General features: G+C 28.7%; 11 protein-coding genes and 1 pseudogene. 11 read left to right on the top strand and 1 reads right to left on the bottom strand.

The genetic code is table 11. The features are described from left to right. The 3 genes and pseudogenes from EYW44_RS17095 to EYW44_RS17085 all read left to right on the top strand — a co-directional run. Positions 1–107, top strand: a pseudogene (locus tag EYW44_RS17095) (IS982 family transposase); the annotation flags it as partial. Positions 108–141: 34 nt separating this feature from the next. Then, positions 142–948, top strand: a complete 807-nt coding sequence (locus EYW44_RS17090) for a hypothetical protein (protein WP_132725342.1) — start codon at positions 142–144, stop codon at positions 946–948. 18 nt (positions 949–966) lie between these two features. Next, on the top strand, positions 967–1,398 hold the full coding sequence (locus EYW44_RS17085) for a hypothetical protein (protein WP_132725339.1): 432 nt from the start codon (positions 967–969) through the stop codon (positions 1,396–1,398). A gap of 91 nt (positions 1,399–1,489) precedes the next feature. Here EYW44_RS17085 and tnpA read toward each other — a convergent pair whose 3' ends face one another. After that, entirely contained in the window at positions 1,490–1,924 is a 435-nt protein-coding gene (gene tnpA, locus EYW44_RS17080; RefSeq protein ID WP_132725336.1) for an IS200/IS605 family transposase, read from the bottom strand. Positions 1,925–2,052: 128 nt separating this feature from the next. Between tnpA and EYW44_RS17075 the strand changes: the two genes are divergently transcribed. The 8 genes from EYW44_RS17075 to EYW44_RS17040 all read left to right on the top strand — a co-directional run bounded on the left by EYW44_RS17075 (position 2,053) and on the right by EYW44_RS17040 (position 7,496). Continuing rightward, positions 2,053–2,721, top strand: a complete 669-nt coding sequence (locus EYW44_RS17075; protein ID WP_243643689.1) for a DUF4386 family protein — start codon at positions 2,053–2,055, stop codon at positions 2,719–2,721. Positions 2,722–2,835: 114 nt separating this feature from the next. Further along, positions 2,836–3,204 (top strand): hypothetical protein, encoded by a 369-nt coding sequence (locus EYW44_RS17070; protein ID WP_132725333.1) that lies wholly within the window; start codon positions 2,836–2,838, stop codon positions 3,202–3,204. Further along, entirely contained in the window at positions 3,182–3,817 is a 636-nt protein-coding gene (locus tag EYW44_RS17065; protein ID WP_132725330.1) for a hypothetical protein, read from the top strand. The genes EYW44_RS17070 and EYW44_RS17065 overlap by 23 nt, the downstream gene beginning before the upstream one ends. Positions 3,818–3,863: 46 nt before the next feature. Then, a complete protein-coding gene (locus EYW44_RS17060) occupies positions 3,864–4,724 on the top strand; it encodes a TraB/GumN family protein (protein ID WP_132725327.1) in 861 nt (286 codons plus the stop codon). 22 nt (positions 4,725–4,746) lie between these two features. Continuing rightward, positions 4,747–4,980, top strand: a complete 234-nt coding sequence (locus EYW44_RS22905) for a zinc-ribbon domain-containing protein (protein ID WP_132725324.1) — start codon at positions 4,747–4,749, stop codon at positions 4,978–4,980. A gap of 138 nt (positions 4,981–5,118) precedes the next feature. Next, a complete protein-coding gene (locus EYW44_RS17050; RefSeq protein ID WP_132725322.1) occupies positions 5,119–5,685 on the top strand; it encodes an HD domain-containing protein in 567 nt (188 codons plus the stop codon). 88 nt (positions 5,686–5,773) lie between these two features. Continuing rightward, positions 5,774–7,072 carry a S28 family serine protease gene (locus tag EYW44_RS17045; protein WP_132725319.1) on the top strand — a complete coding sequence of 433 codons (1,299 nt, stop codon included), beginning with the start codon at positions 5,774–5,776 and terminating at the stop codon, positions 7,070–7,072. An 88-nt stretch (positions 7,073–7,160) separates the two neighbouring features. After that, the gene (locus EYW44_RS17040; RefSeq protein WP_132725316.1) at positions 7,161–7,496 is read left to right on the top strand and encodes a hypothetical protein; all 336 of its coding nucleotides are present in this window, start codon (positions 7,161–7,163) and stop codon (positions 7,494–7,496) included. The last annotated feature ends 13 nt before the right edge of the window (positions 7,497–7,509 follow it).

Below are 7,509 nucleotides of genomic sequence, written 5' to 3'. Positions count from 1 at the left end.
TTAAAACTAGGATTCTAGCCAAAATAACAGCATTGACAACTATTCAATACATTAATAAATTCATAGAAAAACGAAAAATAAATAATCTAAAAGTTAATATTGCCTAAATGCACAACGGGTTATTATTATCAAAACATTAAAATGAATTACACATCAAGATATGTCAGATTATTTCCTATTGATTTTAAAATAGAAAATCAAGAGATTGAAGAAATCATCAAACAAATTAATCTTGTTTCATTTTGTTACTACTACTGGAACAATGAAGATTGTTATTTAGATATTCTTTACATGTCTAAAAGATGGATTAAGTTTTTTCTAGATGATGTTTTAAAAAGATTCCATTATTGGGAAATTGGCGCTGATGAAAGTTATGATAAAGATACTATAATGGGACAATCATTATTTTACAAAACAAATGAAAATCCTTTTTACAATTACTCTTCTAAAAACTGTTATCAAGCAGATGAGATTCGATTTTATGGTGTGAAAGAAGAGCTTGAAAGTTACTTTTATAAACTATTCAAGTCACCTATTGAAGTAAAGAATAATTGTTACATATTGAATCAAAAACTCGTTTACACCGCTGCTAATGATAGATTTGATCTTTTTTATTCTATGAAGGGTAATCGTAATGAACCTTTAGACACTATTTTGTTTGCAGACGGTTGTATTCATGATATTGAAGCAACTGAAAAGTTCGGAAAAAAGAACTTAGATATTGTTAATTATGTGCTATTTAACTCTAAAAAATATAAAAAAAGTAATATCTCACGTATTGAATTAGTATATAAAAATCGTATTTCACACTGCTTTGAATGGAATGCTGATTCACATAATTGGAAAAGTAAAACTGGTGATTTTTGGACTAATTGTATTGATAACGATTATAATATTTTCTTTGAATGGTATCAAAACCAGAAGAATAAAACAACAATTACACAGTAATCTTCAACACAAAATGCAATGGTAAAAAAGAAAGAAATGAAAACTGGATTTGAGACACAAATTTTTAATAGAGAAATGTTAAAGAGTTCTTGGAAAAATCAGTTGATTATTTTTAAGAAACTTAACAAATCTAAAATTACTGATTATGGATTTACCAACTTTATTGAGTGGGTTTTAAAAACCGATTATAGTAATGAACTTTTTGCTGCTTCATCAACCTGGAGATTACTTATTAGTAAACCTTTACCCAATGGACAATTAAACTACCAACAAACACTTAAAATTGAACTTGATTTTGAAACATTATTATATTCCATGGAGTATTCTGATTGGGATTTTATAGATAATAAAGAAGATACTTATAAACCAATTACTTGGAAGAAAAAATGTATAGGAATAGAATTAATTGCTAACTTTATTGAATTCATAAATTGGAACAAAACTTGGTAGTTATAAAATCATTTTACATACAATTTACTGTCAATTTTTAAAATAAACCACTATGGCCTGAAAGTGCCATAGTTTTTGTTACGACTGAAAGTCATTCTAATATGAAATTTGAACCGTCATCATCAGGCTTTCTATGATGCTCTAGATATTCATTTACCATTTCATCTGTAATATTACCTGTACTCCAACATCCATAACCTATACCCCAGAAATGACGACCCCAGTAACGCTTATTTAATTCAGGAAACTCTTGCTGTAATCTCCTTGAACTCCTACCCTTTAACCTCTTAACCAAATCACTAACTGACAACGAAGGACGATATTCTACATGCATATGAACATGATTCTTTGAAACTACTCCTTTCAAAATATGTCCATTCTCAGATTCACAAACCTGTTTCAAAATTGTACGACACCTTATTTTTATATCTCCATGCAAAACATCATACCTATACTTCGTACTCCAAACTAAATGTACTGTTAAACGACTTACTGAATGACTATTACTTCTTTGAATAACTGACATCCTATAAATGTAATGAAAGTTTTTAGAAGCTAAAGCGAGATGCACTAAAGTGCATAGTTTTAACTATTTTTAAGACCAATAAAAAGCAATCCTAAAGCTCTCTTTTGTAACACAAACTAAATCGTTGATTGTTAGACAAATTATCAATAAACGAATTAAGCAAACTACAGAAAATTGAGAGCATTTGTGCCATTTTAGAAGTTTTTATATACATTACAGCCTTTATTTTTTATGGAGGTATTATAGTATTTCCTAGCGTAAATGCTTCTGCAAACGAAAAATTAAACTTCTTAACTAACAATTATAATACGTTATCTATTCTAAATTTTATTAGCTATATTTTATTCGGAATACTTTTAGCTATTCTGGTGGTAGCTATTCACCAACGATTAAAAACTTATCATCCAGCTTTATCTAAATTGACTTTTTCTTTTGGAATCTTATGGGTGGGGCTTGTCATTGCTTGCGGAATGATTTCTAATATTGGTTTACACCATGTTGTTACTAACAATGCCAATACTCCCGAAAACACTATGCTAATTTGGTCTAGCGTTAGTATTATTACCAAAGACCTCGGTGGTGGTAATGAAATTGTCGGAGGTATTTGGGTACTACTGATCAGTGTTTTTGCTTTGAAGAATGATATATTCACTAAATCTTTAAATATTCTTGGTTGTATAGTAGGTCTTTCAGGAATTTTGTCTGTTTATCCTTTGGATATTTTTACAGAAATATTCGGAGTTTCTCAAATTGTTTGGTTTATTTGGATTGGAGTTTATATGATTCGTAAATCTTAGAATATTTAAACTTGTTCTCCTCTATTTTATTCATTTGAATACACTTAAAAATCGCTTTTCTTCTTTTTAATTAACTTTGTGGTAAAAAAAACATAATTACTGAAATTAAAAACTATGAAAATAATAAATTGGATTACCGATTTTTTTAAGAAAAAAAAGGAATGGACTCTAATTGAAAAAAACGGAAGTAAAACACTTGTTAGCCCAGAAGTTATGGAATTCTACAACAGTAAACTTCCCTCACCAAAACCTCTAGATTTAGAAAAACTAATTGAAAAAACTGATAAGCTTACAATATCCGAAAGATCTATAAAAAATGGAAAAATTGAGTATCCAATAGTTTATAGTACAAATACTAGACAGGGTATTAAAACTATTGGAAAAAAACTTGAAATAAAAACAGATTTATTTGGTCATATTTTAGACGGAGGTGACTTTTTCTTTAATTTTATAACTAAAGATGGTAAAAAAACACCAAATTGAATATATAGCTAAAACCCATATTAGATGGAAAGAAAAATGGAAAGATGATGCAGAATTAAAAGATCATGTTGCTCTACTAGAATGGTTTAATAATTTAGGTATTGAAAAACCTTTAATTGAATACAACGAAGCTTTAATTAGAGAAGAAAAGTATCAAATTGAGTTTAAGAATTGGACTGATAAATCTCCACAAGCTATTATTAACGCTATCAATAATGATTACATATTCGATTATGATAAAATCTATTCTGAACTAATTAAAGAAATTCCAAATGAAAACGATTTAATTTTAGAAATGTACAATCTTTATGGTTGTGGATTTACTTCTTGGAATGGATTCCCTGTTATTGAATTAATACCTCATGAAGTACTTCTAAAATTCGAGACAAAAAAACTACTGATAGTTGATAATATTTCTAACTTATCTGAAGAACAAAAACATGGTATGGCTAGATTTTTTTCCTCAGGAGATTTTTATGAAAAAAGAAAAAATGAAATAGTTAAATTACCATCAGATTTAGTAAAAACTATATTAGATCACCTTTTAGAACTAGGAGATAATGAAAAAATTAGTTCATTTAAAGAGGTCTCAAAAAACCTAAACTTACAATAGATAAAAAGTTTCATTTAAAACTAAAACACAAACAACCTAAAATAATATGAAAAAATTACAACTCACTTTAATCTTCAACTTACTTATATTAGCTGCATTTGCACAAACTTCTATTTGGAAAGTTAGCAAAGATGGAAAAGAATTATACCTTGGAGGCTCTGTTCACATATTAAGACCTAGTGATTATCCTTTACCTAGTGAGTTTGACGCTGCTTTTAAAAACGCTAAAAAAGTGGTATTTGAAACTGATATTTCAAAACTAGAAGATCCACAAGTTGCACAATCATTAATGATGAAAAGTATTATTAAAGGAGATAAAACTTTAAAAGATTTAATTAGCGATGACGTATATAAACTTTTAGAAGCCGAAGCGTCAAAAGTATCATTACCGTTAGCAAACATGGGAAAATTTAAACCTTCTATGATTGTTTTAACATTAACAATGCTAAAAATGCAAAAATCAGGAATGTCATCACAAGGTGTAGACAAATATTTCTTTTCTAAATCTAAAGAAAATGAAAAAGAACTTTCTTATTTAGAATCTGTAGACAAACAACTAGAAGTACTAACATCCATGGGAGAAGGTGATGAAGATAACTTTGTAAAATATTCTTTAAAAGACTTTAAGAATATGCAAAAGCACTTATCAGATTTAATTTCAACTTGGAGAGATGGTACTTCTAAAACTATGAAAAAGCAATTAAAAGACATGAAAACTGAGTTTCCAAGTATTTATGAATCCTTATTAGTAGAAAGAAATAACAATTGGCTTCCAAAAATAGAAGGCTTTTTATCTGATAAAAAAGTAGAATTTGTAATTGTTGGTGCATTACACCTTCATGGTGAAGATGGATTACTTTCAAAACTTAAAAATAAAGGGTATAATGTAGAACAGTTTCAGTTGTAAAATTAGAATAAAATTAAAAAACATGGCTTTAATTAAATGTAAAGAGTGTGGACACAAGGTAAGTGATACCGCAAAAACATGCGTTAATTGCGGATATGATCTTAGTAATAGCTCTTCTATTATTGGAAATAGTCTTGATATTGTTGATGGTGTGGGTAAAACTGCTGGTTGCTTAAGTGCAGGATGTGCTATTTTTTTAGGGATAACAATATCGTCTGTCTCATTACTTAGTATGTGCTTGATTTATTTATTTTAAACAAATAGCAACCGAAATTTTAGGTTTTAAAGTCGGAGAAATTGAAGAGGGTGAAGTTGGTTACGATATTGAATGGGACAATAAATAAGCCTAAATTAGATTTTTCTTAAATGCTAAATCTTTTAAAAGAAAACAATTATGAATAAAAAATGGTCTATAGATAAATTACAAGATGCTTGGCAACTGGCTTCAAAATTACACGATGGTCAAAAATATGGTGGTGTAAAAGAAGGCGAAAAAGTAGAATACATCAACCACATTGGAAGTGTTGTTTTTGAGGTATTGAATGCTTCCAATATAAGTGAAGATTTTGATACTGATTTAGCCATGCATTGTGCAGTGCTACATGACACCATAGAAGATACTGATTTTAATTACAATAAAGCTAAAGAAATTTTTGGTGAACAAATAGCCAATGGTGTAGCTGCACTTACCAAAAATGAAAGTCTGTCTAGTAAAAAGGAAATGATGCTTGATAGTTTAGAAAGAATCAAAAAACAACCAAAAGAGGTTTGGGCTGTTAAAATGGCAGATCGAATTTGTAATCTTTACCATCCTCCCTTCTACTGGAATAATGATAAAAAAGAAAAATATATTGCTGAAGCTACTATGATTTATGATCATTTAAAAGATGGAAACTCCTATTTAGCTAATCGACTTAAAAACAAAATTGAAAACTATCATCAATTTCTCGATAAAGAATAAACACAAATCACACTAGCAAAGTTTACTTTATTAAAAAGTTATAACTAATTCCTAAATTTATCAGCTCAAAATATTTCATTTTATATTTATGAAAAAAATCTATTTTTTAGTACTACTCTTATTTGTTTCTTTTAATAATCAGGCACAAGAAAACTCAATAGCCTCAGTGCTTTCAGAAATTTCTGACATCACTTTTAAGAAAATAAAAGAAAAAAATAATTATGAAATATATGAATTGCTTGTAAAGCAACCTGTAGATCATTCTGATGCTAGTAAAGGATATTTCAATCAAAAAGTATATCTATCGCACAAAGGATTTCAGCAACCAACCGTAATGGTTACTTCAGGATACAATGCTGGTAGAAACAGAATGTCAGAATTGACTGAACTTTTACAATCTAATCAAATAATGGTTGAGCATCGTTACTTTGGTAATAGCATACCAGAATCTCCGGATTTCACTTTTTTAAATCTGAAGCAAGCTACTGCCGATCTTCATAAAATAAAACAACTATTTGCTACTATTTATCAAAAAAAATGGATCAGCACAGGAATCAGTAAAGGAGGTTCAACCACCATATTTTACAGATATTTTTATCCAAATGATGTTGATGTCAGCGTTCCTTATGTAGCTCCTTTAAACAATTCATATGAAGACAAAAGAATCTATGATTTCCTAAGCACAGTAGGTACTGATGAATGCAGAAAGAAAATAACCGATTTTCAGATACGAGTTTTAAAAAACAGAGACAAAATATTACCATTATTAAAATTTTACAGCAAAGGAGCTAGAGCACAATATCAATTTGTGTCTTTTGGTGAAGCTTTCGAATATGCTGTAATGGAATATCCTTTTTCGTTTTGGCAATGGGGTTATGATTGTAATAGCATACCAACTGAAGCAGCTACAATAGAAGAATTAACCGATTATTTGATAAATACATCCGATCTTACATTTTTTAGTGATCGCTCTGTTTGGCATTATAGTTCACATTATTATCAGGCTGCTACAGAAATGGGATATTATGGATATGAAACAAGTAAGTTTAAGGAATACTTAAAAGACCTACCTACCGATAAAAATCCAATGGCACTTTTCATTCCATCACAGTTGGCTCAATTTAACAATACTTTTAATGAAACTCTTTTAAAAGACACTGAACTTTGGCTACAAAAAAATGGAAATAAATTCATATACATTTATGGAGAAATTGATACTTGGTCAGCCACAGCTGTTCCTGAAAATAATAATGTAGATGCAGAATGGTTTATATTGAAAGGAAAACACCATGGAAATGCTAGAATTAAATCAATGACTCCTGATGAAAAGAGTAGATTAATTTCAACACTTGAAAAATGGCTTTCAATAAAAATTCCAGCTAACTAAAAAACTAATCGCGGTTTGAGTTTACTTTCAAACCGTTTTTTAATAAACTATATTATAACCCTCAATAAATTAAATCTTTATTTCTCTATTGAACACAAAAGAAGATAAACTAAAAATTTTTGCTTTAATAATTGGACTTTCTTTTATTATTGGATTTCCAATTTATACTGCCATAAATCAATATTTTTTAAACAAAAACGGCATTAAAACAAAAGCTATTGTTGTTAAAAAGGACAAAGTTTTAGGAGGAAAACCTGTAAGCTACAGTTATTATTTAACGGTAAAATTCAATGTAAATGGTAAATATAAAATCAAAGAAATTGGAATTCCTTCAAAAGCTTATCGTTGGTTTTCTAAAAATGATACCGTATTTATATTACAAGACCCTAAAAACAAAACCAATATAAAATGGGTTGACCAATAATAGTTATATAAAC

The sequence above is a fragment of the Tenacibaculum sp. M341 genome, from assembly GCF_004337695.1.
In the GTDB taxonomy this organism is placed as follows: Bacteria; Bacteroidota; Bacteroidia; order Flavobacteriales; family Flavobacteriaceae; genus Polaribacter.
Note: the sequence above shows the minus strand (reverse complement) of the source record. Positions and strands in the feature narration are given on the sequence as shown.